The organism is Streptomyces sp. NEAU-YJ-81 (assembly GCF_017592595.1).
Taxonomy (GTDB): domain Bacteria; phylum Actinomycetota; class Actinomycetes; order Streptomycetales; family Streptomycetaceae; genus Streptomyces; species Streptomyces hygroscopicus_B.
This window is the reverse complement of the sequence record NZ_JAGFNO010000022.1, coordinates 64,257-89,523: the sequence shown is the minus strand read 5'-3', so window position 1 is coordinate 89,523 and position 25,267 is coordinate 64,257. Positions and strand designations below refer to the sequence as shown.

At 71.8% G+C, this 25,267-nt stretch carries 20 protein-coding genes and 1 pseudogene; 10 read left to right on the top strand and 11 right to left on the bottom strand.

Features of this window, described 5'->3' with window-relative positions:
* Window positions 1–94: 94 nt before the first annotated feature.
* Window positions 95–385 (bottom strand): annotated as a pseudogene (locus J5X86_RS34475) (SDR family oxidoreductase); the annotation flags it as partial.
* A gap of 128 nt (window positions 386–513) precedes the next feature.
* Here J5X86_RS34475 and J5X86_RS34470 point away from each other — a divergent pair.
* Both J5X86_RS34470 and J5X86_RS34465 read left to right on the top strand, forming a co-directional pair.
* Window positions 514–1,560 carry a LacI family DNA-binding transcriptional regulator gene (locus tag J5X86_RS34470; RefSeq protein WP_208520619.1) on the top strand — a complete coding sequence of 349 codons (1,047 nt, stop codon included), beginning with the start codon at window positions 514–516 and terminating at the stop codon, window positions 1,558–1,560.
* Between the two features lie 121 nt (window positions 1,561–1,681).
* The gene (locus J5X86_RS34465) at window positions 1,682–3,064 is read left to right on the top strand and encodes a uracil-xanthine permease family protein (RefSeq protein WP_208520618.1); all 1,383 of its coding nucleotides are present in this window, start codon (window positions 1,682–1,684) and stop codon (window positions 3,062–3,064) included.
* Between the two features lie 12 nt (window positions 3,065–3,076).
* Here the strand turns inward: J5X86_RS34465 and J5X86_RS34460 are convergent, their stop codons facing one another.
* Window positions 3,077–3,934: a helix-turn-helix transcriptional regulator gene (locus J5X86_RS34460; protein WP_208520617.1), complete on the bottom strand. Its 858-nt coding sequence runs from the start codon at window positions 3,932–3,934 to the stop codon at window positions 3,077–3,079.
* Between the two features lie 129 nt (window positions 3,935–4,063).
* Between J5X86_RS34460 and J5X86_RS34455 the strand changes: the two genes are divergently transcribed.
* Together J5X86_RS34455 and J5X86_RS34450 are read left to right on the top strand one after the other, a co-directional pair.
* Window positions 4,064–4,948: an NAD(P)-dependent oxidoreductase gene (locus J5X86_RS34455; RefSeq protein ID WP_208520616.1), complete on the top strand. Its 885-nt coding sequence runs from the start codon at window positions 4,064–4,066 to the stop codon at window positions 4,946–4,948.
* An 89-nt stretch (window positions 4,949–5,037) separates the two neighbouring features.
* Window positions 5,038–5,736 (top strand): DUF5995 family protein, encoded by a 699-nt coding sequence (locus J5X86_RS34450; protein ID WP_208520615.1) that lies wholly within the window; start codon window positions 5,038–5,040, stop codon window positions 5,734–5,736.
* A gap of 73 nt (window positions 5,737–5,809) precedes the next feature.
* On the opposite strand, the gene J5X86_RS34445 is transcribed toward J5X86_RS34450, so the two are convergent.
* The 4 genes from J5X86_RS34445 to J5X86_RS34430 all read right to left on the bottom strand — a co-directional run bounded on the left by J5X86_RS34445 (window position 5,810) and on the right by J5X86_RS34430 (window position 10,594).
* Complete coding sequence (locus J5X86_RS34445) at window positions 5,810–7,519, bottom strand: NAD(P)/FAD-dependent oxidoreductase (RefSeq protein ID WP_208520614.1); 1,710 nt, start codon at window positions 7,517–7,519, stop codon at window positions 5,810–5,812.
* An 81-nt stretch (window positions 7,520–7,600) separates the two neighbouring features.
* Window positions 7,601–8,401, bottom strand: a complete 801-nt coding sequence (locus J5X86_RS34440; protein ID WP_208520613.1) for a carbon-nitrogen hydrolase family protein — start codon at window positions 8,399–8,401, stop codon at window positions 7,601–7,603.
* A 254-nt stretch (window positions 8,402–8,655) separates the two neighbouring features.
* The gene (locus J5X86_RS34435) at window positions 8,656–9,111 is read right to left on the bottom strand and encodes an Lrp/AsnC family transcriptional regulator (protein ID WP_078639830.1); all 456 of its coding nucleotides are present in this window, start codon (window positions 9,109–9,111) and stop codon (window positions 8,656–8,658) included.
* 10 nt (window positions 9,112–9,121) lie between these two features.
* Window positions 9,122–10,594, bottom strand: coding sequence for an amino acid permease (locus tag J5X86_RS34430; RefSeq protein ID WP_208520612.1), 1,473 nt, complete (start codon window positions 10,592–10,594; stop codon window positions 9,122–9,124).
* A gap of 299 nt (window positions 10,595–10,893) precedes the next feature.
* Between J5X86_RS34430 and J5X86_RS34425 the strand changes: the two genes are divergently transcribed.
* Together J5X86_RS34425 and J5X86_RS34420 are read left to right on the top strand one after the other, a co-directional pair.
* The gene (locus J5X86_RS34425; RefSeq protein WP_208520611.1) at window positions 10,894–11,100 is read left to right on the top strand and encodes a hypothetical protein; all 207 of its coding nucleotides are present in this window, start codon (window positions 10,894–10,896) and stop codon (window positions 11,098–11,100) included.
* A 107-nt stretch (window positions 11,101–11,207) separates the two neighbouring features.
* Window positions 11,208–11,858, top strand: coding sequence for a DUF2637 domain-containing protein (locus J5X86_RS34420; RefSeq protein WP_374229318.1), 651 nt, complete (start codon window positions 11,208–11,210; stop codon window positions 11,856–11,858).
* 104 nt (window positions 11,859–11,962) lie between these two features.
* Here J5X86_RS34420 and J5X86_RS34415 read toward each other — a convergent pair whose 3' ends face one another.
* Window positions 11,963–13,426, bottom strand: coding sequence for a GuaB1 family IMP dehydrogenase-related protein (locus J5X86_RS34415; protein ID WP_208520609.1), 1,464 nt, complete (start codon window positions 13,424–13,426; stop codon window positions 11,963–11,965).
* Between the two features lie 476 nt (window positions 13,427–13,902).
* Here J5X86_RS34415 and J5X86_RS34410 point away from each other — a divergent pair, with 476 nt between their 5' ends.
* The 3 genes from J5X86_RS34410 (at window position 13,903) to J5X86_RS34400 (ending at window position 18,616) form a co-directional block, all read left to right on the top strand.
* On the top strand, window positions 13,903–14,061 hold the full coding sequence (locus tag J5X86_RS34410) for an FDLD family class I lanthipeptide (protein ID WP_208520608.1): 159 nt from the start codon (window positions 13,903–13,905) through the stop codon (window positions 14,059–14,061).
* A 101-nt stretch (window positions 14,062–14,162) separates the two neighbouring features.
* On the top strand, window positions 14,163–17,303 hold the full coding sequence (locus J5X86_RS34405) for a lantibiotic dehydratase (RefSeq protein ID WP_208520607.1): 3,141 nt from the start codon (window positions 14,163–14,165) through the stop codon (window positions 17,301–17,303).
* Between the two features lie 17 nt (window positions 17,304–17,320).
* Entirely contained in the window at window positions 17,321–18,616 is a 1,296-nt protein-coding gene (locus J5X86_RS34400; protein WP_243982178.1) for a lanthionine synthetase C family protein, read from the top strand.
* Between the two features lie 78 nt (window positions 18,617–18,694).
* Here J5X86_RS34400 and J5X86_RS34395 read toward each other — a convergent pair whose 3' ends face one another.
* Together J5X86_RS34395 and rpe are read right to left on the bottom strand one after the other, a co-directional pair.
* Window positions 18,695–19,684 (bottom strand): sugar-binding transcriptional regulator, encoded by a 990-nt coding sequence (locus J5X86_RS34395; protein ID WP_203348700.1) that lies wholly within the window; start codon window positions 19,682–19,684, stop codon window positions 18,695–18,697.
* 135 nt (window positions 19,685–19,819) lie between these two features.
* Window positions 19,820–20,494, bottom strand: a complete 675-nt coding sequence (rpe, locus tag J5X86_RS34390) for a ribulose-phosphate 3-epimerase (RefSeq protein WP_208520605.1) — start codon at window positions 20,492–20,494, stop codon at window positions 19,820–19,822.
* Between the two features lie 197 nt (window positions 20,495–20,691).
* Here rpe and J5X86_RS34385 point away from each other — a divergent pair, with 197 nt between their 5' ends.
* Complete coding sequence (locus J5X86_RS34385; RefSeq protein WP_208520604.1) at window positions 20,692–21,636, top strand: serine hydrolase; 945 nt, start codon at window positions 20,692–20,694, stop codon at window positions 21,634–21,636.
* Between the two features lie 73 nt (window positions 21,637–21,709).
* Here the strand turns inward: J5X86_RS34385 and J5X86_RS34380 are convergent, their stop codons facing one another.
* Entirely contained in the window at window positions 21,710–23,179 is a 1,470-nt protein-coding gene (locus J5X86_RS34380) for an RsmB/NOP family class I SAM-dependent RNA methyltransferase (protein ID WP_208520603.1), read from the bottom strand.
* A gap of 45 nt (window positions 23,180–23,224) precedes the next feature.
* Window positions 23,225–25,240, bottom strand: coding sequence for an ABC transporter ATP-binding protein (locus tag J5X86_RS34375; RefSeq protein WP_208520602.1), 2,016 nt, complete (start codon window positions 25,238–25,240; stop codon window positions 23,225–23,227).
* Window positions 25,241–25,267 lie beyond the last annotated feature (27 nt).

Sequence of the window (25,267 nt, the reverse complement as noted above, 5' to 3'; positions counted from 1 at the left end):
TCCAGCTGCGTTTCCAGCTGCGCACCTCGTCAAGTCGTACGGGGCGGTGAGTTCGGCGCGCTAGGCGGCGGCGAAGCGGTCCATGACGAAGGTGTGTGGCGTCCTCGCCCTCGGTGTCCGTCCAGCCGATGTTGAGGCCGTTGATCCGGATCCGGTCCCAGCGGTGCGCGTGGGACGCGTTGCGCGTCAGCCCCGCCGCGTTGACGAAGCAGTCGATGCGCCCATGAGCGTCCACGGCCTGTACGGCGCTGTTGCGCGCCTGCGCCGGATCGGGAAGGTCCGCCCGCACGAAGCGCCCGCCCGTGTCCTCGGCGAGCTTCTCGCCGGCCTCGGCCCGACGGCCGGTGAAGACGAGAGCGGAGCCGATCGCTGCCGTAGAGCGCGACGTTCTGTTCAATCCGCTCGGCCGAGCCTTTCGCGGTCCGTGGGTTTCTGCCAGTCTTGAGAACCCGAACCCATCATTCAATGCTTATCAATGCATCAAAAATTCATCATCAGCTTTTGGGATCAGTCATGCGACACCGCTACCCGATCAGGGAAATCGCCCGCCAGGCCGGACTGAGCACGGCCACGGTCGACCGCGTCCTCAATGAGCGGGGCAACGTGACGGAGAGCACGATCAGGGAGGTGCATGAGGCCATCAAGGACCTGGACCGCCAGCAGAGCCAGGTCCGGCTCGGGGGCCGCACCTTCATGATCGACATCGTGATGCAGACTCCGGAGCGGTTCTCCACCGCGGTACGGGACGCACTCGAAGCCGAACTGCCCTCCCTGCATCCCGCTCTCGTGCGCTCGCGCTTCCACTTCCGGGAGGCATGCCCTCCCGAGGAGCTGATCGCAACCCTGGACAAGATCGCGAAGCGTGGTTCGCAGGGCGTGATACTGAAGGCCCCCGACGAGCCGGAGATCGCGGCCGCGGTCGGCCGCCTGGTCGCGGCCGGCATCCCGGTCGTCACTCTGGTGACCGACCTGCCCCACAGCGCCCGCCTGGCGTACGTCGGCATCGACAACCGCGCGGCGGGCACCACCGCCGCCTACCTCCTCGGACAGTGGCTGGGCAAGCGGCCCGGCAACGTGCTCACCACTATCAGCCGCGGTTCCTTCAGGGGCGAGGAGGAACGCGAGATGGGTTTCCGCAGCGCCATGCGTCTCGCCGAGCCCAGACGCTCCCTGGTGGAGGTCACCGACAGCGACGGCCTCGACGCCACCCAGCACGACCTCGTTCTCGAGGCACTCAAGCGCGACCAGGACATCATCGCCGTCTACTCCGTGGGCGGCGGCAACCTCGCGACCCTCCACGCCTTCGAGACGCTCGGGCGGGAGTGCGCGGTGTTCATCGCCCACGACCTCGACCACGACAACACCCGCCTGCTGCGCGAGCACCGCCTCTCCGCGGTCCTCCACCACGACCTGCGCCAGGACATGCGCCGCACCTGCCAGATCATCATGCGCGCCCACAAGGCACTCCCCGACGACGGCCCCGCGCTGCCCTCGGCGATCCAGGTGGTCACGCCGTTCAACCTGCCACCAGGCGCTCCGTCCGTGCCGGTCGTTCCCTGAAAGCCGCTGTGAGCCTTCGCGCAAGGACGTCACCGAGGGCATCCCCACATAGCTGCACGGCGCACAATTTCGGCCAACTAACATTGCTGCGAATTCCCCGTAGCGATGAAGTGGAGCAGTCATGGGCCTCGGCGTGCGCTGGACCCTGCACGGTGATGGGCGTACCCCCGCCCCCGGCGCCGTCGTCAAGCCGGATGAGCGGCTGTCATGGCCGAGGACGGCGGGACTCGGCGCACAGCATGTCGTGGCCATGTTCGGGGCCAGCTTCGTCGCCCCGGTGCTGATGGGGCTCGACCCCAACCTCGCGATCATGATGTCCGGCGTCGCGACCATCCTCTTTCTGCTGGCGACCCGCGGCCGGATCCCCAGCTATCTGGGGTGCAGCCTGTCCTTCGTCGGCGTGGCCGCCGCGATCAGGGCGCAGGGCGGCGGCAGCGCCGCCGTCACCGGGGCGATCCTGGTGGTCGGCGGGGTGCTGCTGCTGAGCGGTCTGGCGGTGCGGAAATTCGGCGCCCGGATCATCCACGCGGCGATGCCGCCGGTGGTGACCGGCGCGGTGGTCATGCTGATCGGGTTCAATCTCGCGCCGGTGACCGCCGGTACGTACTGGCCCGCCGATCAGTGGACCGCGCTGCTGACGATGCTGCTCACCGGGGCGGCGGTGGTCTGTCTGCGGGGCTTCTGGTCACGTATCGCGATCTTCCTGGGGCTGGTCTTCGGCTATGCGGTGTCCTGGGTCTTCGACCGCGTCTTCGGCAGGATCCACTCGATCGACGGCAGCGGACGGGTCACCGACCACTGGCGGCTGGATCTGTCCGGTGTGGGCAAGGCGGACTGGATCGGTCTGCCGTCCCTGCACGCGCCCAGCTTCCACTGGTCGGCGGTGCTGGTGGCGCTGCCGGTCGTGATCGCGCTGATCGCCGAGAACGCCGGGCATGTGAAGGCGGTCGGCGAGATGATCGGCGATCCGCTCGACGACCAACTGGGCACGGCGATCGCCGCGGACGGCGCGGCGACCATGATCTCCACATCGGTCGGCGGCCCGGCCAATACGACGTACTCCGAGAACATCGGGGTCATGGCGGCCACCCGGGTGTACTCCACCGCCGCGTACTGGGCCGCCGCGGGCTTCGCGCTGCTCTTCGGGCTGTGCCCGAAGTTCGGCGCGGTGGTGGCGGCCGTGCCGGGCGGGGTGCTGGGCGGGATCACCGTCATCCTCTACGGCATGATCGGGCTGCTCGGTGCGCAGATCTGGGTGCACAACAAGGTGGACCTGCGCAATCCGCTCAATCTGGTGCCGGTCGCGGCGGGCGTCATCATCGGCGTCGGCGGCGTCAGCCTGAAGATCGGCCAGAACTTCGAGCTGGGCGGGATCGCGCTCGGCACGATCGTGGTGCTGCTCGGCTACCACGTCCTGCGCGCCCTGGCCCCGGCCCATCTGAAGCCACAGGAGCCCCTGCTGGACGCGGGCACCAGCGGATACGACGACGACCGCCCGGCCTGACCGCTGGCGGACTCACCCCTGCGGGGCGAGGTCCTGCAGGCCCAGCACCCGGAGCAGTTCGAGCCGCTCGGCGGACTCGGTGCCGGGGCGGGCGGTATGGACGATCAGCCGCTGGGCGTGTTCCGAGCTCAGCAGGACCTCGCAGTCCAGCTCCATCGCGCCCACCACCGGGTGGATGAACCGCTTGACCGTGGAGTGCCGTACGGCCACCTCATGGTCCTCCCACAGCGCCGCGAACTCCGCGCTGGCCGACAGCAGTTCGGCCACCAGGGCCGCCGGGCCCGGGTCGTCGGGACGCGCCGCGAGCACGGCCCTGAGGGTGGCCACATGCAGCCGGGCGTGCTCCGCTAGCTCCTCGCTCGGGAAGATCCCGGGGACGCCGGAGGTGTCGTCGGGCCGGGCGAAGAAGCTCCGGACGATATTGCGGTCGCCGGGCGGCCGGGCCGTGATGTCGCCGACCAGCGCCGCCGCCATCGCGTTCTGCGCCAGCACCTCGCCCCAGTCGGTGATCACTTGGGCCGGGGTGTCGTACAGCCGGTCCAGCACCCTGAGCAGACCGGGCCGCACATGCCCCGAGGTACTGCGGTCGCGCGGCGGCTCCTCCCCCACCAGGTGGAAGAGATAGTCGCGCTCGTCGTCGGTGAGCCGCAGCGCCCGGGCCAGCGCGGTCAGCATCTGGCGGGACGGGCGCGGGCCGCGGGCCTGCTCCAGCCGGGTGTAGTAGTCCGGTGACATGCCCGCGAGCTGGGCCACCTCCTCCCGGCGCAGTCCGGGCGTACGGCGCCGGGGGCCGGGCGTCAGGCCCACCTCGGCGGGGCCGAGGCGGGCGCGGCAGCGGCGCAGGAAGTCGGCGAGTTCCGATCGATGCACACTCCCATGGTCGCCGCGCCCGCGTCGCGTATCCAGGGTCTGCCGATCCCTGGATGGGGAGGTCTCTCCCGGCCCCGCCGAGGCCGTCGCAGGCTGAGGCCGAGCGAACGAGACGAAAGGCGGATGCTGATGCCCTTGATTCTGGTGACGGGTGCGACCGGCCAGGTGGGACGGCGGTTCACCAAGCGGCTGCTGGAGCGGCCCGCGGCCGGTACCGAGGTACGGGTGCTGGTGCGCGACGAGGAGCGCGGTGCGCCCTTCGCGGCCCAGGGCGCGCAGCTCACGGTGGGCGATCTGCGCGAGGAGAAGGATCTGCGGAGGGCCATGGAGGGGGTGCATGCGGTGGTCAACATCGCGGCGGCCTTCCGCGGGGTGCCGGACGAGGAGGCGTGGGCGGTCAACCGGGACGCGGCGGTCGCTCTCGGACGGGCCGCGGTCGAGGCCGGGACGAGCCGGTTCCTCCAGGTCAGCACCAATCTGGTGTACGGCGCCTCACGCGGCCGGCCGTTCACGGAGGACGACGAGAGCGTGCCCGGCGGTCTGCTGTGGGGCGCCTACCCCGCCTCGAAGGCGGAGGCGGAGCGGGAGTTGCTGGCGCTGCACCGCGAGCACGGCCTCGATCTGCGGATCGGCAGCCTGGCCTTCGTGTACGGGGACGGCGATCCGCATGTGTCGAACTTCCTGGCGCTCGCGGGAAACTGGGCCGGGAGCCAGCGGCTCGCCATGGTCCACCACGCGGATGCGACGCAGGCGCTGCTGCGGCTGCTGCGCGCACCGGGCGGCACGGCCGGCGGCTCGGTGTCGGGCCGCAAGTACAACATCGTCGACGACGCCCCGGCGACCGTCGTCGAACTGCACGGGATCGGCGGTGTGCCGCTGCCCGAGGGCATGACCGGGCGGACGGACGACGACCCCTGGTCCGGGATCACCTCCAACCTGCGGCTCCGCGATGAGCTGGGCTGGCGGCCGCTGTATCCGTCGATCTGGACGGCGCGCGACGCGGGAGTGCTGTGATACGCCGGTTGACGGGGCGTTAGACCGTCCAGGGGAAGCGGCGGCGTACGGCAGGACCGCACCCGGTCCGGCCTGCCACCCTGGCGTCCATGACGATGCCCACGCCCACGCGGCTCGCGCCGCGCACCGTGCAGAGCGTCGTGGCGCGCATGAGCGCGCTCGGCGCGGCGCTGCCGCCCAGGGATGGGGTGGCGGTCTTCAACGGGGTGTATCTGTCGGTCACCGAGGAGGTCGGCCGCCGGCTCACGGACGGGTATTTCCACGACCCGTCCGCCACCGAGGAGCTGGACGTGCGGTTCGCCGAGCGCTATCTGGCGGCGGTCGACGCGGTGGTCACGGGCGGGCGGCCGCCCGCCTGCTGGCGGCCCCTGTTCCAGCTCCGGCGCCATCCGGCGGTCCGCCCGGTGCAGTTCGCGCTTGCCGGGATCAACGCCCATATCGGCCATGACCTGGCGCTCGCGCTGCTGGACACCTGCCGGGCCCGGGACCTCGAACCGGACGCCCTGGAGGGCGATTTCGACCGGATCGGCGCGCTGCTCACGGGGATGGAGGAGCGGATCCGGGAGGAGCTGATGCCCGGCCCCGACCTGCTGGACGTGGCCGATCCGCTCACCCATCTCGTCGGCTCCTGGAGCCTGGAGAAGGCGCGGGACGCCGCATGGGCGGCGTTCCGCGCGCTGTGGGGGCTGCGCGGGGTGCCGGAACTGGCGGAGGAGTTCGCGGAGCGCGTCGACGCGACCGTGGGTCTGGTCGGGCGCTTTCTGCTCACCCCTCTGCCGGCGGCGTAACGGCCCGCCGACGACGTAGCGGCCCGCCGACGGCCTGACGACCTGCCGTCGGCGTAACAGCCCTGGGACCGGCTCAGTCCTCGGGGAGCTCCACGGGCGCGATCTCGTCGTACAGATCGCCCGGCCCGGGGTTCTTCGGGTCGGTGGAGCCGCCGAAGCGGTGCATCACGCCCCACACGGCGTTGAGCGCGGTCTGGATGGCGCCCTCGGCCCAGCCCGCCGTCCAGGAGATGTCGTCGCCCGCGAGGAAGATGCCCCGCTTGTCGGCGGGCAGCCGGTCCTGCATGAAGTGGGTGAACAACCGGCGCTGGTAGCGGTAGTGGCCGGGCAGATTGGCCTTGAACGCGCCCATGAAGTACGGCTCGTTCTCCCAGGACACGGTGACCGGGCTGCCGATGATGTGCTTGCGGATGTCGACGTTCGGATAGATCTCCGAGAGCGACTTGAGCATGACCTCCATCCGCTCGTTCGCCGACAGCGGCAGCCACTTGAGGCTGTCGTCGCACCAGGTGTAGGAGAGGCAGATGACGGCGGGCCGGTCCGGGCCGTCGTCCAGCAGATAGGTGCCGCGGGTCATCCGGTCGGTGAGCGTCATGCTCATCGTGTCCCGGCCGGTGATCTCGTCCTTGTCCAGCCAGAACGGCCGGTCCACCGGCACGAAGAGCTTGCTGGACTCCATGTAGTGGGTGCGCTCGATCGCCGTCCAGTGGTCGATCGGGAAGAGCGAGTCATCGCAGTCGATCTTGGAGAGCAGCATCCAGGACTGCGCGGTGAAGACCACCGCCTGGTACGAGCGGATGTCGCCGCTCGCGTCCGTCACCACGACGCGGTCGCCCGCGGCCCGGTGCAGCCGGGTCACGGCCGGGCGGGGCTCACCGCCGTGCAGCGAGGACAGCGAGGTGCCCTGGGGCCAGTGGACGATCTTCTCGGGCTCGCGCTCCCACAGCCGCAGCGGAAGCTGCTGGCTGCCGCCGACGATGCCGCGGTGGTGGTCGTCGGCCTCGGTGTAGACGACCCGCAGGATCTCCAGGATGGAGTTGGGGAAGTCGGTGTCCCAGCCGCCGGTGCCGAAGCCGACCTGGCCGAAGATCTCCCGGTGCCGGAAGGAGGTGAAGGACGCGGAGTCGCACAGGAAGCCGTAGAAGGTCTGGTTGTCCAGCTTCTCGACCAGCCGCGACCAGATCTCCCGGATCCGGGGGACGTCCCGCTCGCGGATGGCGCGGTTCATGTCGGAGAAGTCCGCCCCCTCCTCCAGGCAGGCGTTCCAGGCGTCGGCCACCTCGCGGTAGACCGGCGGCAGATCGTCGATGGTGCGGGCGTAGTGGGACTCGCCCTTGAGGTCGACGACGGTCGAGGGGGTGTCGGGGGCCAGCGGGTTGGGGAACGGCTGGGTCTTCAGGCCCACCAGGTCGATGTAGTGCTGGAGGGCGGTGGAGGACGGCGGGAAGCGCATCGCGCCCATCTCGGCGGTCAGCGAATCGTCACAGCCGTCGAAGCCGACGGTGCGCAGCCGTCCGCCGATCCGGTCGGCCTCGTAGACCACGGGCTTCAGGCCCATCTTCATCAGCTCGTACGCGGTGACGAGGCCGGAGAGACCGCCGCCGACGACCGCGACCTCGCCACCGTGCTCGGTCGCGGGTATCTGGCCCAAGCCCGCCGGGTGGGCGAGGAAGTCGTCGTAGGCGTAGGGGAAGTCCGGGCCGAACATGGTCATGGGCGGAAGGGCCTGATGGGCCCGCGTTTCCTGCTCGTCATGGACGGCGGTGGGCACCGTGGACGTCATGGGGTACGGATTCCTTGCTGGTTGGTGCGAAGAGCGTGTTTCGGGTACGGCAGGGGGCCGGACTGATCAGGTGAGGACGGATCAGCCGAGGGAGGAGTACAGACCGGGGCGGCGGTCCCGCAGATACGGGTTGATCCGGCGCGAGGTGGTCAGCAGCTTGGGGGCGACATCGCCGAGGAGGAGTTCCTCGCCGCGGCCGGCGCGCAGACAGGTGGCGCCGTCGGGCCCGGCCAGACAGCTCAGGCCGACGAAGTCGAACTCGCCCTCGACGCCGCTGCGGTTGACGTACGCGATGTACATCTGGCTCTCGAAGGCCCGCACCGGAATCACGGATTCGGCGACGAACTCGAAGGGGTGCATCTGCGCGGTGGGCACCAGCAGCAGATCGGTCCCGGCCAGGGCATGGGCCCGTACGTTCTCGGGGAACTCCACGTCGTAGCAGATCAGGATGCCGACGGTCAGCTCGCCGATGGTGGCCTGGACGACGGGCGTCTCACCGGGGGTGAACGACGCCCGCTCGAAGCAGCCGTAGAGATGGGACTTGCGGTAGTTGGCCAGCTCGGTGCCGTCCGCGCCCACGAGCCGTGCGGAGTTGTACACGGCGCCCGCGTGGCTCTCGGGGTAGCCGTAGAGGATGGCGAGACCGTGCGTCGCGGCGATCTCGGCCACGGCCCGGCCGCTCGGCCCGTCGGCGGGCTCGGCCAGCTCCCGTACGCCGCCGCCGCCAATCGCGTATCCCGTGAGGAACATCTCCGCGGTGACCAGCAGCCCGGCCCCGTCGGCGGCCGCGCCGGCGGCGGCCTCGTCGAGGACCTTGAGGTTTCCGGCGGGATCGCCGGGGTGACCGGAGTTCTGGAGCAGAGCGGTGCGCAGCGGCGACATGGCAGACCTTGAGGGGAGGGGTACGGGTATAAAAACAGTACGTTGCCTCCGGATCGCCCAACAAGACGGCTTCGTTGCGTCCGGCGTCGATTCATGGCGCATGGGGATCGGTGCGCGTCGATTCATTGCGCACGCCCCGCAGGGGCGCGGGGCTGTGCGGCTCCGCCGCGTCGGGGCGCCCAGCCACGACGGCGCGGCAGCCGACCAACAGCAGCTCAGGGCAGGCGCCCCGAACTGCGCACCCAGCGGAGCGCCTACGTCGGCGCCCCCGAGCTGAACCTTCGCAGCAGGGGCGAGAGCACCAGCACGGACTTGGTGCGCTCCACGAACGGCTCCCCCGCGATCCGCTCCAGCACCCGCTCGAAGTGGCGCATATCGGAGGCGAAGACCTGGACGACGGCGTCCGCGTCACCGGTGACGGTCGACGCGGACACCACCTCGGGATAGCGCGACAGGCCCCGGCGGATGGCGTCCGGCGAGGTGTTGTGGCGGCAGTAGAGCTCGATGAAGCCCTCGGTCTCCCATCCCAGCGCCACCGGGTCGACCCGCACCGTGAAGCCGGTGATGGCTCCCTCCGCGCGCAGCCGGTCCACCCGTCGTTTGACGGCGGGCGCGGACAGTCCGACCAGCTCGCCGATGTCGGCGTAGGAGCGGCGGGCGTCCTCGGCGAGGGCGTGGACGATGCGTTCGTCGAGATCATTCAGTCGCACTGGGGGGCAATCACTTCTCTGCTGTGGCCAGTCGGGATCGGCGCAAGCCGTATGCGAAGTACAGCACAAGGCCGACGGCCATCCAGCAGCCGAAGACCACCCAGGTCACGAACTGCAGGCTGCCCATCATCCACAGACACAGCGCGAAGCCGATCACCGGGAAGAGCGGGGACAGCGGCACCCGGAAGGTGCGGGGCATATCGGGCCGGGTCCGGCGCAGCACGATCACGGCGATGTTGACCAGCGCGAAGGCGAAGAGGGTGCCGATGCTGGTGGCGTCGGCGAGCTGGCCGAGCGGGATCGCGGCGGCCAGGACCCCGCAGAAGAGCGAGACGATCACGGTGTTGGCGCGGGGCACACCAGTCCTGGCGTGGACGGTGGAGAAAACCTTGGGCACCAGCCCGTCCCGGGACATCGCGAAGAGGATGCGGGTCTGGCCGTAGAGCACGGTCAGCACCACGGAGGCGATCGCGACGACCGCTCCGGCGGCCAGCAGCACGGCCCAGGCGTCCTGTCCGGTGACATCCTTCATGATCGAGGCGAGCGCGGCCTCGGAGCCCGAGAACTTCTTCCACGGCAGGGCACCCACCGCGACCGCGGCGACCAGGCAGTACAGCGCGGTGACGATGATCAGCGAGAGCATGATCGCGCGGGGCAGGTCGCGCTGGGGGTTCTTGGCCTCCTCACCGGCCGTGGAGGCGGCGTCGAAGCCGATGTAGGAGAAGAAGAGGGTGGCGCCGGCGGCGCTGACGCCCGCCATACCCAGCGGCATGAACGGGGTGTAGTTGCCGGCCCGGATGCCGGTGAAGGCGACGGCGCAGAAGAGGATCAGCGCCGCGATCTTCACCGCCACCATGACCGTGTTGGCGCGGGCGCTCTCCTTGGCGCCGCCCAGCAGGAACGCCATGGCCAGCAGCACCACGAGCAGGGCGGGCAGATTGAAGATCCCGCCGTCCCCGGGCGGGGCGGCCAGGGCGTCGGGGATGGTCACGCCGAGGGTGCCGTCGAGCAGTTCGTTGAGGTACTCGCCCCAGCCGACGGCGACGGCCGCCACCGAGACGCCGTACTCCAGGATCAGACACCAGCCGCAGACCCAGGCGATCAGCTCGCCCATCGTGGCGTAGGCGTAGGAGTAGGAGGAGCCGGAGACGGGGATGGTGCCCGCCAGTTCGGCGTACGACAGCGCGGAGAACAGCGCGGTGAGCCCGGCGATGACGAACGACACGATGACCGCGGGACCGGCGTCCGGCACGGCCTCGCCGAGCACCACGAAGATGCCGGTGCCCAGGGTGGCCCCAATGCTGATCATGGTGAGCTGCCACATGCCCATGGAGCGCCGCAGGCTGCCGCCCTCACCCTGGCCGCCCTCGGCGACCAGCCGCTCCACCGGCTTGCGCCGCATCAGCCGGGCGCCCAGCCCGCCGACCGGAGGGTTTGGTTCCGGTTGCTGGGTGGCGGGCGGTGCTGCGCCGTGCTCCAACACAGGGGTGGCTCCTTAATCGCTGCCATCGGGTGGTGGCGACCGACTGCGGACATACGGGTGCCCGAAAGCAAACCCGCAGGTGGGAATCGCCGAGCAGTCGGTCCCCGCCACTCCACGTCAGCGCAAGACCCTATGAGCCGTCCGCCGACGGCCGTAATGGACCATGGTTGCGCATACCCGTGGCAACGTTGCGCGCGGGGGCGCTCGGCGGGGAATCGTTGCGAGACACTGCGCGAGTCAGCGCTCGTTTCACCCGAATGCCGCGATACTGCACCATTTTAGCGGTCGTTGGTGGGGACGTGACCACTGACAGTCTGCAACCACCCGATCACTCCCAGCTCAGTGCCGAACCCGTGTTCCGGCCCCGAGACCAGGGGGGTGACAGCGAGCGCTACCCGCTCGAATACTGCGCGAGAGTCTGGGAGGACTTCATCCGGGCGCTGGGCCGGATCGAGACGGACTTCCTCCAGCGGTCCGATACGCCGGAACCGGGCGTCAAGGCATGACGTACACCGAGCCGAGGCCGGGCGGCTACGGGCCCCCACCCACCGGCCACCGGCACGCCCCCGCGCCCCCTCCCGGGGAGCGGTACGAGGCGGCAGCCGATTATGAGATGAATCCTTTCCCCCTGCCCGACCCGGAGACCATCGAGGGCCGCTGGGACCTGGAGGGAGACCTGGCCCGGCTGCTCCAGACGACCTCCCCCGAGGAGTCGGTGCACACCACCGGCCCCATCGGACCGGTCGCTCCCCTCCACACCCCCTCCCCCACGCATGTGCGGGGGCGCGGCAAGCGCCGCCGGGTCCGCTTCCGGCTGCCGACCCTGCCGTGGCTGCATGTGATCAGCCTGATCTTCGCGGCGGTCACCACGGTCATCGTCGCCATGCTGAGCGTGCTCGGCGGAATGATCTCCTACCGCCCACTGCGCTATCTGGCCTCCCCGAGCACCTCGGAGTCCATGGCGGCGTGGTGGCCCCTGCTGGTCTACGGACCCTGGCTGGTCGCCTCGCTGTCGGTGCTGCGGGCCGCCCTGCACCGCCGGGGCGCGGCGCACTCATGGGCCGTGGTGGTGCTCTTCTCCACCATCGCGGTGTTCCTGTGCGTCGCACACGCCCCGAGGAACGCGCCCAGCATGGCCGTGGCCGGTCTTCCCCCGGTCGCCGCGCTGGTCTCGTTCCACCAGCTGGTCCGGCAGATCACCCTCACCAGCCCGCCGCGCCACGCGCTGCCCCGCACCCGGGGCGAGCGCGGAGTGGCGAGGTGAGACCCCGCCGCGACACACCACCACAACCCCACTCACCCGAGCCGAGTGGGGTTGTGGTGTTCGGGGGCTCGGTTCGCCTCCGGGGCGAGCCGAACTCCTGAGCCTCAGTCCCAGCTTGCGTGGAGCGGCTTGCCCTCCGCGTAGCCCGCGGCGCTCTGCACACCCACCACGGACCGCTCGTGGAACTCCTCCAGCGACCCGGCGCCCGCGTAGGTGCAGGAGCTGCGCACGCCCGCGATGATCGAGTCGATCAGGTCCTCGACTCCCGGCCGGGCCGGGTCCAGGAACATCCGCGAGGTGGAGATCCCCTCCTCGAACAATCCCTTGCGGGCCCGCTCGTACGCCGACTCGTCGCTGGTGCGATTGCGCACCGCGCGTGCCGACGCCATGCCGAAGCTCTCCTTGTACGGCCGGCCGTCGGCGGTGTGCTGGAGGTCGCCGGGCGACTCGTACGTCCCCGCGAACCAGGAGCCGACCATGACGTTGGACGCCCCGGCCGCGAGCGCCATGGCGACGTCGCGGGGGTGCCGGATGCCACCGTCCGCCCAGATGTGCTTGCCGAACTTCCGCGCCTCGGCGGCGCATTCCAGCACCGCGGAGAACTGCGGCCGGCCCACGCCGGTCATCATGCGGGTGGTGCACATCGCGCCCGGCCCGACGCCGACCTTGACGATGTCGGCACCGGCCTCGATGAGGTCGCGCACCCCCTCGGCGGCGACCACGTTGCCCGCCACCACCGGCACTCGCGGACCCAGGCCGCGGACCGCCTTGAGCGCGGTGATCATCGACTCCTGGTGGCCGTGGGCGGTGTCCACGACGAGGGCGTCCACCCCGGCGTCCAGGAGCGCCTTCGTACGGCCCTCCAGATCGCCGTTGACCCCGACGGCGCCCGCGATCCGCAGCCGGCCGCCCGCGTCCACCGCGGGCTTGTAGAGCGTCGCGCGCAGCGCGCCCTTGCGGGTCAGGATGCCCGCCAGCTTCCCGTCCGCGTCGACGGCGGGGGCGAGCTTGCGGTGGGCGGCGTCGAGGCGGTTGAACGCCTCCTGGGGGTCGATGTCGGCGTCGAGCACCATCAGCTCGCGCGACATCACCTCGGACAGCTGGGTGAAGCGGTCCACGCCGGTCAGGTCGGACTCGGTCACCACGCCCACCGGACGCCCGTCCTCGACCACCACGCCCGCGCCGTGTGCCCGCTTGGGCAGCAGCGACAGCGCGTCGGCGACGGTGCCGGTCGGGGCGAGGACGATCGGGGTGTCCAGCACCAGATCGCGGCTCTTGACCCAGCGGATCACGTCGGTGACGACGTCGATCGGGATGTCCTGCGGAATGACGACGAGGCCACCGCGACGGGCGACTGTCTCGGCCATGCGGCGGCCGGCGATCGCGGTCATGTTGGCGACGACGAGTGGAATGGTGGTGCCGGTGCCGTCGGGTGAGGCCAGGTCCACCCCCTGGCGGGAGCCGACCGCGGAGCGGTTCGGCACCATGAACACATCGTCGTACGTCAGGTCGTAGGGAACCGGGGAAGATTCCACGTGGCGCCCCGTACCGGGCTCGAGGAAACGCATGAGTCTCACATTTTCACGCGAAACGACGCAGGTCACTCCCGCAGCGGCACAACAAAACACCCCCGCATTCGTAGAGTCCTCCAAAGAGGCGCTGCGGGGGCTGCTCCGGTGCCGACAGGCAACCTGCCTTACGTCGAAACGTTACCCGAGCGCCCGCCCGAGGGCGAGTGACCCCATACGGCGGAGCACTGCTGGGCGCGTCCGCGAGCGGTCGGGGCCCGGCCAGGAGCCGTAAGAGAGCGCGATCACGGCCGTTCGTTCCACCGCCCGCGACTTTCTGAGGCAACCCTTAGATCTAGCTCTCCGAAGTTCCGGAATCACTGGCTGTGCACGTACACAGGACGGGTGGGGCGCTCGACCGAGTGCCCCGCGTGCCAACCGCGAACGGGAGCCGCGCATGCCCCATCCGCTGAGGTGTGTATGAGCGGCACTGGGTGCGAACGGCTGCCGTCGCCCCTCTACCGAAGGAGTTGACCATGTCTGTTGCCGTACCGGCCGAGTCGGCCAAGGAGATGTCGGAGTTCGACCTGGACGTGCGTGTCGAGCTCGACGAGCCGACGGCCGCGCACAGCGCCTCCACCGGCACGCCCGCGGCGTCCATCCTCTGGTGCACCGTCGCCGCGCCGGCCTGTTAGTAGCCAGGACCGCGCGGGGCCCGGGCCGAGCCCGGGCCCCGCGCGGCTCGCCGACGGCGGAATTCTCGGCGGTGCCGAGCGTGAACGGGAGAGACGACCCCATGTCCGGAGACCACGCGATGTTCCACGCGGAGCCCACCGGGATGCTCCGCGTCCCCCTCCTTCCCCACTCGGCCCCCGAGACCCGCGCACACCTCGACCCGCGCGACCGCGAGCAGGTCCGCCGGTACATCGACGCGCTCCTCTCCGACGAACGGGTCGAGGAGGCCCTCGCCGTCTCCAGCCCCTCACTGCACCGCACCGTCGAGGCGCTGCGCGCGGGCGCGCCGATGAAATCCGGCGCCCTGCGCAAGCTCACCCTCTCGGCGACGCGCTACGTCCTGCGGGGCGCCAGCCGCGCCACCCCCTTCGGACTCCTGGCGGGCGTCGCCCCGGTGTCCTTCGGCGAGGCGGGCTGCCGGATCCGGCTGGGCACCCGGCACCGCAAGGCGGTGCGCCCGGACGGCGGCTGGCTGACCGGCGTGCTCACCGCCTGGGAGGGCGACCTCGAGGTACTGCGGGCGCTGCGCGTCGTGGCGAACGACCTGGGCTTCGCACGCGGGCAGCGCTGGGTGCTCCCCTGCGGCTACGACGCGAAGGACCCCGCCGGCTCCGATGAGTCGGCCACCGACGAACGGCAGCGCGATGGGCGGACCGCCCAGGAGATCTCCGTACGCCACACGGCGGCCGTGCGGACCATCCTCGCCGCCACCCGGCACCCCTGCCCGGCCGGGGACCTGCTGAAGACCCTCGACGAGGCGTACCCGAACGTCCCCGTGTCCGCCAAGGAGGGGCTTCTCGTCGAACTCGTCCGCCAGGGCTTCCTCCTCACCGAGTTACGCCCCCCGCTCGGCGAGACGGACCCGCTGCGGTACGCGGTGGAGGTCCTCAAGTCCGTGGGCCAGGCCGACAGGGCAGGCGAACTGGCCGTCATCGGCGACCTGCTGGACGAATACGGCGCGGAACGCCTCGGCGCGGGGCTCGGCCGCTGGGAGAAGGCCCTGGACGCGATGGGCGGTCTGCGCGCCGATGACCGGCCGGTCCAGGTCGACATGCGGCTGGACGCCGAAGTCACCCTGGACCGGGAGGTGTTGCGGGAGGCGGAGCGCGCGGCCACGGCGCTGTGTCTCGCCGCACCCGACACGATGCCGACGCCGGAGCTGCGGGAGTACCGTGACGCGTTCGTCGAACGCTACGGCACCGGCCGGGCCGTGCCGCTCGCCGACGTCCTCGACCCGCACACCGGCCTGGGCCCGCCCGCCGGCTACGACCATCCCAAAAGCGAACGGCGCACGGCGGAAGCCGGTGAGCCGAGCGAACGCGACCGGGCCCGGAACGAGTTCCTGGCCGAGCTGGCCCTCACCGCGATCGCGTCGGGCGACCGCGAGGTGGTGCTCGACGACGCGGCGCTCGACCGGCTGCGCGGCTCCGGAGCACCGCCCCCGGCCGCGCTGGAACTCTGCGCCCATCTGACCGCCCCCTCGCGGCGATCCCTCGACGAGGGCGACTTCACGCTCGTGCTCTCCCCGTCGACGGGATCGCCGGCACCGGGCGCGCTCTTCGGCCGGTTCGCCTACCTCCTCGACGACGTGGAGGAGGTAGGCGAGTTGGCGCGCAGTTCCGCCGCCGACTCGGCCCGGGACGGCGCGCTCCAGGCGCACCTGGACTTCCTGCCCCTGAGAGGGCGCGACGCCAATGTGGCCCGCGTTCGGCCGTTCTGGACCGAGCGGGTCGCGGTGGGCTGCTTCGCGGACCGCGCCTCGCCCGCCGTGCGGGGCGTGGGCGATCTCGCACTGGCCGCAGACCCGGACCGGCTGTATCTCGTGGACGCCTCGACCGGACAGGAGATCAACCCGCGGGCTGTGACCATGCTCGACCCGCGGCGCGCCCCCGCGGCGGTCCGTCTGCTGCGCGAGGTGCCGACGATGGGGAGCTGGCCTTCGTGCGTATGGACATGGGGGCGTCTCTCCACCCTTCCTCACCTGCCCCGCGTCCGGTTCGGCAGGACGGTCCTCGCCCCCGCCCGATGGCGGCTGACCGACCCCGGCCTGTTCGACTCCTCCCTCTCCGACGCGGAGTGGGAGCGCCGTCTGGACGGCTGGCGGGCGCGCTGGAACGTGCCCGACCGGGTCGCCGTCGGCGGAGGCGACCACCGGGTGGAGCTCGACCTGACCGCCCCGCTCCACCGCATGGTGCTGCGCCGCGAGCTCGGCCGGAGCAAGGACGTGACGGCGTACGAGACTCCCGAGGACGCGGGGGCGGGCGACGGCTGGCTCGCCACCGACTCGGGGGCGTTCAGCAGCGAACTGGTGATACCGCTGCTGCCCTCCCGCCCGGCGACCGGCGAGTCCCCGGCCGTCCGGGCCCCGGCGCGGCGGATCCGCCCGGTCGGTCCGCCCGTCCCGCGGCACAGCCGCGAGTGGCTCTACGGCAGGCTCTACACCTACGCCAACCGCCAGGACGAGGTGCTGGCCGAGCACCTGCCCCGGCTGCTGGCGGCTCTGCCGCCCGCGGTGGACCGCTGGTTCTTCATCCGCTACGCCGATCCGGCCGGAGCGCATCTGCGGCTGCGCTTCCACGGCGACCCCGCGACGCTCCACGGCGAGCTGACACCGGGCGTCCTCGACTGGGTGGAGCAGTTGCGCGACCTGCGCCTGGCCGGGGCGTTCGTCATCGACGGCTATGAACCCGAAACCCTTCGCTACGGCGGCCACGAGGCCATCGAGGCCGCCGAGACGGTCTTCCACCACGACAGCGTGGCCGCCCTCGAACAGCTACGCCTGCGGGCGGCCGACGCGGTCGGCGTCGAGCCGCAGGTGCTCGCCGCCGCCAACTACCTCGACCTCACCCGCCAGGTCCACGGCGACCGGTGGACCGACTGGTGGCTGCGCGACCCGCGGGACGAGGAGCACCACGCCTACTTCCGGGAACGCCGCGCGGCGGCACTCCGCCTGCTGGACGGCGGGCTCCGGGCCACGTTCCCCGCCGAGGGCGCTGCCGCCGCGCTCACCGCCCTCGACGCCAGGGCGGCCGCCATGCGCGCCTATGCCTCCGTGGCCGCCGACCCATCGGTGCTGGCGAGCGTGTTGCATATGCACCACAACCGGCTGATCGGCACCTCACGCACCTCCGAAGGCCGTTCGCTGGCGGTGGCGCGTGGCCTCGCCCAGGCCGACCACGGACGACGGAGGCATCTCGGATGACGACGGAGACATCTCGGATGACGGCGGCACCAGCCGGGCGGTGGGATCCCGACACGGTGGTGGCCGAGATCGGCGCCCGTATCCGCGACCACGTCACCAACACCGGCACCGGGGACTTTTCCGCTGCCGGGCTCGGCATGGGTGCCTCGGGGGCGGCGCTGTTCCTCAGCGAGCTGAGCAGGAACGATCCGGGCCTGCGCCCGACCGTCCACGCCCTGCTGGCGGCGGAGGCCGGGTACGCCGGTGCCAGAGGTCCCGGGCTGATCACGGGCCTGGGCAGTCTCGGCTTCGCCGCCAAGCACGCCACCCGCTCGCCCCGGGACTACGCCACCGTACGGGGCCGAGTGGACGCGACCCTGCGGCATCGCCTCGCAACGGTCCTCGACGCCGAGTACGAGCGAATGGAATCCGGTGTCGCCGGGGCGGACCGGGAACACTTCGACGTCGTCTCCGGTGTGACCGGCCTCGGCCGGTACTTCCTCGCCGAGCCGTCCGACCCCGAAGCCGTCCACGACGTGCTGCGGTATCTCGTCGCCCTCACCGAGCCCGTCAAGGCCGGGGCCGGGCCGCTACCCGGCTGGTTCAGCCCCCCGTGGCCCGCCGCGGTGGACCCGCGGCGGCGGGAGTGGGTGCTCGATCTGGGCCTCGCCCACGGCATCGCCGGGCCGCTCGCGCTGCTGTCCCTGTGCTGGACGCGCGGGCTGCGCGTCCCCGGCCACGACACGGCCATCCGCCGTATCGCCCGGTGGCTGATGAGCTGGCGCCAGGAGGGCCCGGACGCGGGCCCCGGATGGCCCGGTACGGTCTCCGCCGACCAGGAGGTGGCGCCCACCCGGCCCGCCCTGGGGCCGGGGCGCGCGAGCTGGTGCTACGGCGCTCCGGGAATCGCCCGCGCGCTGCAGCTCGCCGGAGTCGCGCTGGGCGAGGACGCGTGGGTGCATACCGCGGCGGAGGCGATGAGGGCGGTCTTCGCCCGCCCCGACGGACCGCGGGGGCTGGACGATCCCGGACTGTGCCACGGCCTCGCCGGGCTGGCCCGGATCACCGGGCGTATGGCCGACGAGCTGGACGACGCGTCGCTGTCCGCGCGGGCGGACGAGATCGCCGAGCGGCTGTGCGCCCGCTTCGACCCCGGCACGGCCTTCGGTTTTCCCACCGCGCCGGTGCTACCCCTCCGGCCGGAGCCGCTGGACGCGCCGACGTTCCTGGAGGGCGCGGCGGGCGTCGCCCTCGTCCTGCTCGGCCGGAGCACGCCGCCCGCCGGAACCGCCGACGGTGAGGTGCCGTGGGACGCCGCCCTGCTTCTGGCGTGATCCGATACGGCGAGCGGCGGGCCGCTCGCCGTTTCCCCCTTGCCCGCCGTTTCCCCCTTGCCCGCCGCGACCGGCCCGCTACACGCCGTCCGGGTCGGCGCGGTCCAGGGCGGGGTGGGCTGCGGGGGTGGTTTCGGCGAGCAGGTAGTCCGCGGCGGCGGTGTCCGTGACCAGGCTGGTGACCAGGCCGGACCTCAGCACCGCCCCGATCGCCTCGGCCTTACGGCGGCCACCGGCGATGGCCACCACCTCGGGGATCCGGCGCAGCCGGTCGGCCTCCACGGTGATGCAGCGCTCGCCCAGGTCGCGGCCGATGCGGCGGCCCTCGGCGTCGAAGAGGTGGGCCGACATCTCGGCGGCGGCGCCCAGGCTCTCGTAGTGGGCCCGCTCCTTCTCGGTCAGCATGTCGTAGACCGTGGAGATCCCGGCCTCCCAGGAGCCGATGGAGACGCAGGCCACGGTGACCTTGTCGAAGTACTCGAAGGCGCGGGCGATACCGGTCTGGCCGCGCAGGGCGTCCGCGGTGGCCGTGTCCGGCAGCAGCATCGGCGCGTAGATGGGGTGCGCCTCCCCGCCCGAGACGGCGGCGGCGCGGCGCACCGCCTCGACCGAGCCGCGCTCGGCCGTGCCCGCGTCGTACACGCCGGTGAGCTGGACGACGGTGCACGGGGGCAGCCGGTGCAGCGCGGCCGCCATGTGGATCGTGGACCGCCCCCAGGCCAGCCCCAGCACATCCCCCTCGGTCACCAGCTCGCCCAGCAGGTCCGCGGCGACCTCGCCGAGGTTCTCCGGGTCCGGGGTGTCCGCCTCGGCGTCGGCCGGCGACTCCACGACGACCGCGTGGCGCAGCCCGTAGCGGGCGCGCAGGGCGTCGGAGCGCTCCGCGTCGAGCTCGGCGGGAACCCGGATCTCGATGCGCACCAGATCGCGCTCGAGCGCCGTCTCCAGCACCCGCGCGACCTTGAAGCGGCTGACGCCGAACTCCTCGGCGATCTGGATCTTGGACTTGCCCTCGAGGTAGAAGCGGCGCGCCATGGCCGCCGCCTGCACCAGTTCGGCGGGTCCCATCCGCGTGGCTGAACGGCCCGTCGACACCGCGGTCTCCTCACTATTCACTGTCCGGACTCACCGTTCATCCTGTCAGAAACGGCGGAGTTGGTTCGCCCTTCACCCTTGAGTTCACCGACCGGTAGCTACGTCGCCTCATGTTCCGGGGGTACCGGTTGCCTTCTCGGCGAGCTGGCGCAGTGCCTGTACGGCCTTGGCCGGGTCGTCGGCGCCGTAGACGGCCGAGCCCGCCACGAACACATCGGCGCCCGCCTCGGCGCACCGCTCGATGGTGGCGGCCGAGACCCCGCCGTCCACCTGGAGCCACATCTGGAGTCCATGCTTGTCGATGAGCTGCCGGGTGCGGCGGATCTTCGGCAGCATGATGTCGAGGAACGCCTGGCCGCCGAAGCCGGGTTCCACGGTCATCACCAGCAGCATGTCCAGCTCGGGCAGCAGATCCTCGTACGGCTCGATGGGCGTGGCCGGCTTGAGCGCCATCGAGGCCCGCGCGCCCTTGGCCCGGATCTCGCGCGCCAGCCGCACCGGCGCGGCAGCGGCCTCCACATGGAAGGTGACGGAACCGGCGCCCGCCTCGATGTACTGCGGCGCCCAGCGGTCCGGGTCGTCGATCATGAGATGGCAGTCCAGCGGGGTTTCCGTGGCCTTGCCCAGCGACTCGACCACCGGAACCCCGAGGGTGAGGTTGGGGACGAAGTGGTTGTCCATGACGTCGACGTGGAGCCAGTCGGCACCCTCGACCGCCTTCGCCTCATCCGCGAGGCGGGAGAAGTCTGCGGACAGAATGCTGGGGTTGATCTGCGAGGCCATGCCACCAGCCTCCCACGGTCGGCGCCGGCCCATGGAGCCGGGATCATCGCAACGGCCCGCACCGCCGTGATCACTTGGTTCCGCTCCGATCGACCGCTCCGCGATCGACCGCTCCGATCGACGCACGGCGACGGAGCCAGGACCATGTAGAAGTCGGATGAAACCCCTAGACATCACGTACAAACAGGCAACCCACCATGACGAGCGATCGAATACCCCGGCATCCATCCCGGCATCCCCGCACCGCGGTGTGCGCGGCGCTGACCGCGGCCGTCGTCGTATCGCCGGTCGCCGGGGCCGGGCCCGCCTCCGCCGCGGCCACGGCACCGCGGCCGGTCTGCGTCTCGCACCAGTCCGGGCTGGCCGGCAAGCTGTCCAAGGACATCGCCGCGGCGCTGCGCGGCCGGTCCGGCACCACCGCGATCAGCCTCCGCGACCACGCCACCCACACCCGCTGCACCCTGCGCGCGAACCAGCGGTTCGACTCCGCGAGCGTGGTGAAGGCGACGGTCCTGGGGACGCTGCTGTGGGACGCGCAACGGCACCACCGGCCGCTGACCAAGAGCGAGAAGACCCTCGCCAAGGCCATGATCACCAAGTCGGACAACGCCTCGACCAGCAAGCTGTGGAAGAAGCTCAAAGCCTCCCGGGTCAAGGCGTTCCTGCGGGCTGCGGGCATGGACGCCACCGTGCCCGGCAAGAACGGCTACTGGGGCCTCACCCGGATCACCGCGAACGACCAGGAGCGGCTCCTGGACCTGATCACCCACCCGAACACGGTGCTGACCGACGCCTCCCGCCGCTACATCCTCTCGCTGATGGGCAAGGTCATCCGCGAACAGCGCTGGGGCACCCCGGCCGGTGCCCCGGGCGGGGTGCGGATCCAGGTGAAGAACGGCTGGCTGGAGCGGTCCGCCCACGGCTGGCGGGTGCACAGCATCGGCGCCTTCACCGGCGGCGGCCACGACTACACCCTCACCGTGCTCACCCAGGACAACCGCACCATGAAGGCGGGCGTGGCCACCATCGAGGCGGTGGCGCGCGCGGTGCACAAGGACCTCGACCCCACCGCCCACGCGGCCGCCGTCTACGCCCCGACCGACCGGCCGCAGGAAGCGCTTCCGGCGGTCCCGAAGGACTGACGCGCCGCTCACCGCGGCCGTGCGACGCCCCGGGGCCGCTCACTCCGGGAACCCGCGTGATGAACGGGTGCGGTCAGCCGGTGCGGCGCAGCAGGGCCAGATACATGGCGTCCGTACCGTGCCGGTGCGGCCACAGTTGGATGTCCGGGCCGTCGCCCAGCTCGGGCACCCCCGGCAGCAGCGGACGGGCGTCGATCCACTCCGCGGAGACGGCCGGGCCGCCACGCCCCTTGAGGACGTCCTCGACCACGGCCCTGGTCTCGGCCGGATGCGGGGAACAGGTCGCATAGCCGACCACGCCGCCGATCCGCGCCGAGGCCAGGGCCTCCCGCAGCAGCCCGCGCTGCAGCGGGGCGAAGCCGTCGAGGTCCTCGGGGCGGCGCCGCCAGCGCGCCTCGGGGCGGCGGCGCAGCGCACCGAGCCCGGTGCACGGCACATCCACCAGCACCCGGTCGAAGGCGCCGGGCCGCCACGGCGGCCGGGTGCCGTCCGCGGCGATCACCTGGTACGGGCCGGGGTTGCCCGCCAGGGCCCTGGCCACCAGCCGGGCCCGGTGCGGCTGCTTCTCGGCGGCCAGCAGCGCGGCGCCGCGCTCCGCGGCGAGCGCGGCGAGCAGCGCGGCCTTGCCGCCGGGGCCCGCGCAGCCGTCCAGCCAGCGCCGGTCCTCCCCCTCCAGCGGCGCGTTCGCCAGCGCGAGGGCCACCAACTGGCTGCCCTCGTCCTGGACCCCGGCGCGCCCCTCGCGCACCGCCTCCAGCGCCCCGGGCTCCCCGCCCTCGGTGAGCCGCACCGCGTACGGGGACCAGCGGCCCGGTACCGCGGCCCCCTCGCCGACGGCGTCCAGCAGCTCCCCGGCCGTGGACCGGCCGGGCCGGGCGACGAGGGTGACCTCGGGCCGTTCGTTGTCGGCGGCCAGCAGCTCCTCGATCCCGGAGCTGCCGCCGCCGAGCGCGTCCCACAGGGCGGAGACGACCCAGCGCGGATGCGAGTGGCGGACGCCCAGATGCTCCTCGGGGTCCTCGTCGTAGGGCGGGGCGACCCGCTCCAGCCAGCCGTCCAGGTCGTGGGCGGCGATCCTGCGCAGCACGGCGTTGACGAACTTGGCCCGTCCGTCGCCGAGCACCACCCGGGCCAGCTCGACGCTCGCCGAGACGGCGGCGTGCGTGGGGATACGGGTCCCCAGTAGCTGATGGGCGCCGAGGTTCAGCACGTCGAGCACGGGCGGATCCACCTCGCGCAGCGGGCGGTCCACGCATTCGGCGATGATCGCGTCGTAGGTGCCCTGATGGCGCAGGGTGCCGTAGACCAGCTCGGTGGCGAGCGCCGCGTCCCGGGCGTCGAACCGCGGCCCGCCGGCCTCCGCGCTCTCCCGCGCCTTGCGCAGCAGGGGCGGGAGAACGAGGTTGGCGTACGCGTCCCGTTCGTCGACCGCCCGCAGCGCCTCGAAGGCGAGGATCCGCACGGGGTCCTTCTGCGGGCGGCGGTAGGGCTTGCCAGGCCGGTTCGGGGCGTGGGGACGGCGACGACGGGGCTGGTCGGTCACGGGAAATGTGCTCCGGGGGACGGATCGGGCTTGAAGGGACCCAGCCTACGTCGCCGGGGCCCCGGCGGCCGTGGGGCCGCCGTCCAGGGCCGTGACCTTGGCGCTGGTGCCGGGTGCGCTCGCTGCGTCCACGGCCGTCGCCGTCGCGCCCATACCGGGTGCGCTCGCTCCGTCCACGGCGAATCCGTCGCCCATCGCGGCCGGCTGCTCGAACTGGGTGCGGTACAGCTCCTCGTAGCGCCCTCCGGCGGCCAGCAGCGCGGAGTGCGTACCGCGCTCCACGATCCGCCCGCCCTCGACGACGAGAATGAGATCCGCCGCCCGAACTGTGGACAGCCGGTGGGCGATCACCACCGCGGTGCGCCCCTCCAGCGCCTCGCCGAGCGCCTCCTGCACATCCGCCTCCGAAGTGGAGTCCAGATGCGCGGTGGCCTCGTCGAGGATCACCACCCGGGGCCGGGCCAGCAGCAGCCGGGCGATGGTCAGCCGCTGGCGCTCACCGCCGGACAGCCGGTAGCCGCGCTCGCCCACGACGGTCTCCAAGCCGTCCGGCAGGGACGCGATCAGCCCCTCCAGCCGGGCCCGGCGCAGCACTTCCCACAGCTCCTCGTCGGTGGCCTCCGGCCGGGCCAGCAGCAGATTGGCGCGGATCGAGTCATGGAAGAGATGGCCGTCCTGCGTGACCATGCCGAGAGTGGCGCGGATCGAATCGGCGGTCAGATCGCGGACGTCCACCCCGGAGAGCCGTACGGCGCCGCCATCGGCGTCGTAAAGCCTCGGCAGTAGCTGCGCGATGGTCGACTTCCCGGCGCCGGATGAGCCCACCAGCGCGACCATCTGGCCCGGTTCGGCCCGGAAGGAAAGCTGGTGCAGGACCTGGACACCACCGCGGGTGTCCAGGGTGGCGACCTCCTCCAGGGAGGCGAGGGAGACCTTGTCCGCGGCCGGGTAGCCGAAGTCCACGCGGTCGAACTCGACGGACACGGGCCCGTCGGGGACCTCCCGAGCGTCCGGCTTCTCCTTGATCAGCGGCTCGAGGTCGAGCACCTCGAAGACCCGCTCGAAGCTGACGAGCGCGCTCATGACCTCGACCCGCGCCCCGGCCAGCGCGGTCAGCGGCGCGTACAGCCGGGTGAGGAGCAGCGCGAGCGCGACGACGGCGCCGGGGTCGAGCCGCCCGTGCAGCGCGAACCAGCCGCCGAGGCCGTAGACCAGGGCGAGGGCCAGGGCGGAGACGAGGGTCAGGGCGGTCACGAAGGAGACCTGGACCATCGCGGTCCGCACCCCGATGTCCCGCACCCGCCGGGTCCGCGCGGCGAATTCGGCGGACTCGTCGGCGGGCCGGCCGAAGAGCTTGACCAGGGTGGCCCCGGGCGCGGAGAAGCGCTCGGTCATCTGGGTGCTCATCGCGGCGTTGTGCGCGGCCGCCTCGCGGCGCAGCTTCGCCAGCCGTCCGCCCACCCGGCGCGCGGGCAGCAGGAAAACGGGGAGGAGCACCAGCGTCAGCAGGGTGATCTGCCACGAGATCCCGATCATGACGACCAGGGTGAGCAGCAGCGTCACCATATTGCCGACCACCCCGGAGAGGGTGTCGCTGAACGCCCGCTGCGCGCCGATGACGTCGTTGTTGAGCCGGCTGACCAGCGCACCGGTGCGGGTCCGGGTGAAGAACGCCACCGGCATCCGCTGGACGTGGTCGAAGACGGAGGTGCGCAGATCGAGGATCAGCCCCTCGCCGATGTTCGCCGACAGCCAGCGGGTCAGCAGCCCGAGGGCCGCCTCCGCCACGGCGATCGCGGCGATGAGCCCGGCCAGCCCGAGCACCGTGTCCTGTCCCGAATGGTGGACGATCGCGTCCACCACCCGGCCGGCCAGCAGCGGCGTCGCCACCGCGAGCACCGCCGTGACCGTGCTCAGCACCAGGAACAGCTGCAGCCGACGGCGGTGCGGACGGGCAAAGGCGCCGATACGGCGCAGTGTCTCGCGGGAGAAGGGCCGCCGGTCGTCGCTGGCATTGGACGCCTGATACAGGGAATGCCAGGCGGTCACTTCGATGTCCATCACGTACCTCCGAGGTCTCGTGAGGAA